A 1,669-nucleotide genomic window follows, 5' to 3' on the forward strand; every position below is an offset into this window, starting at 1 on the left:
AGTGGTTCCGTCCATAAGTTCGTTGGGGGTCATGCGGCACGGGCTTGAGCGGTTGTTTTGTCGGGCCGATCATGGTCGCGTTCGTGGCGGTCGAGCCTGGCGAGCAGATCGGCGAGGTCGGCGGTGGTGAACTTCCATTTGAACGGTTGGGCTGCCCGGTTGTAGTGGGTCTCGAAGGCCGCCAGTCGTGCGGCGACTTCGTCGGTATCAGTAAAGTCGTTAGGCGAAACAATCTTTCGTTGAACTATGGAGAAGAAGATCTCGACTTGGTTCAACCACGACGCGTGCACCGGTGTATGGACCATGATCGCGTTGGGAAATTGTTCGGCAAGCCGGTCGATCGCCGCTTGCCCCCGGTGTGACGAGCCGTTGTCCACAATCCAGAACACTCGCTCCGCCGACGCGTAGGGCGCTTGGGTCATGACCTGCTCGACGAGACGGGCGAACGGAACGATGCCGGTGGTGTCCTCGCAGCGACCGAAAACATTCGCGCGGTGCACATCGTAAGCAGCGAGGTAGGCGAGGGCGCCGCGCCGCTTGTAAGTGTGGTTGACCCGCATCGTCCGGGAGCGGCCGGGCGGAAGTGTGGGGTGACAGCGGCAGCGGGCCTGAATGGACGTCTTCTCGTCAGAGGAGATCACATAGTCGTGCTCGCCCAACGGTTCCCCATCCCACACCCGGGCATACAGGTCGAGCACACGGTTAGCTTTAGCGGCGAAGTTCGGATCGGAGATGAAGATCCACGACTGATGCTGCCAGGGCTTGAGGGCGTCTTGGGAGAGCCACCTGCGAATCGTGGCCTGCGAGATCGACGCACAGATCCCGTCGGTGACGGCGTGGCGGGCCAGTTCCGGACACGACCACCGCGCCAACGGCACCCCACACTCCTTCGGGGGTGTGCAGGCCATCGCCTTGACCCGCGTGACCTGCACAGGGGTGAACTTCGGTGGCCGACCCGACCGTTTCGCGTCTCCCAACGACGCCACGCCCGGCGCGGCGTTCCAACGGCCCCGCCACTTGCGGACGGTCTCCACACTCACGCGTAACGCCCGGGCGATCGCGGCACTCGGGCACCGATCCGCAGCCCACAAAACGATGGTGGCGCGCAGCACAAGACGCTGTTCGGTGCGCCCGGCTCGAAGCAAACGATTCAGCTCGCGACGCTGGGATCCGGTCACCCTGACCGGATCCGCACTGATCAAAGGCAATGCTCATACCCCAAACCGAAGTTCCCAATAGTCACTTCAGTCTCGAGCTTCACCCGGCGGACTGGCTCGCGACCCGCCGGTCGGGCAGGATCAGTGATCATGGCCACGCCTCCTCAGTCCACGAAGACGTCGCTGCAACAGCGCCTGTCCCAACGCGCACGCGAACGCTGGCCACAGCTGACCTGTGTCGGAGTTCGGTTCCGTGGCCAGTTCGCCTATGTCACCGGTGAACTCGTCGACGGCGATACCCAACCATTGATGCGACTACGCTACGGCGGGTCCGCCTCCCAATGGGGCTTCGCGGCCTACCTTGCGAGCAAGGACGGATACGAGGACTCCGTCCTGCCCAACGGCCACACCGCCGGACTCCCAGAAGACGCCCTCGACACCGTCTGCGGTCTCTACCTCAACGACCCGACGGCCTGGACCTGACCCCCAACGAACTTATGGGCGGAACCACT

At 63.6% G+C, this 1,669-nt stretch carries 2 protein-coding genes; one reads left to right on the forward strand and one right to left on the reverse strand.

What is annotated here, in order from left to right:
• Positions 1-29: 29 nt before the first annotated feature.
• Positions 30-1,178 (reverse strand): IS630 family transposase, encoded by a 1,149-nt coding sequence (locus tag ACFTZB_RS45470; protein WP_378442548.1) that lies wholly within the window; start codon positions 1,176-1,178, stop codon positions 30-32.
• 129 nt (positions 1,179-1,307) lie between these two features.
• Here ACFTZB_RS45470 and ACFTZB_RS45475 point away from each other — a divergent pair, with 129 nt between their 5' ends.
• Entirely contained in the window at positions 1,308-1,640 is a 333-nt protein-coding gene (locus tag ACFTZB_RS45475; RefSeq protein ID WP_378442550.1) for a hypothetical protein, read from the forward strand.
• The last annotated feature ends 29 nt before the right edge of the window (positions 1,641-1,669 follow it).

The sequence above is a fragment of the Rhodococcus sp. NPDC057014 genome (assembly GCF_042673295.1).
Lineage (GTDB): Bacteria > Actinomycetota > Actinomycetes > Mycobacteriales > Mycobacteriaceae > Rhodococcus_F.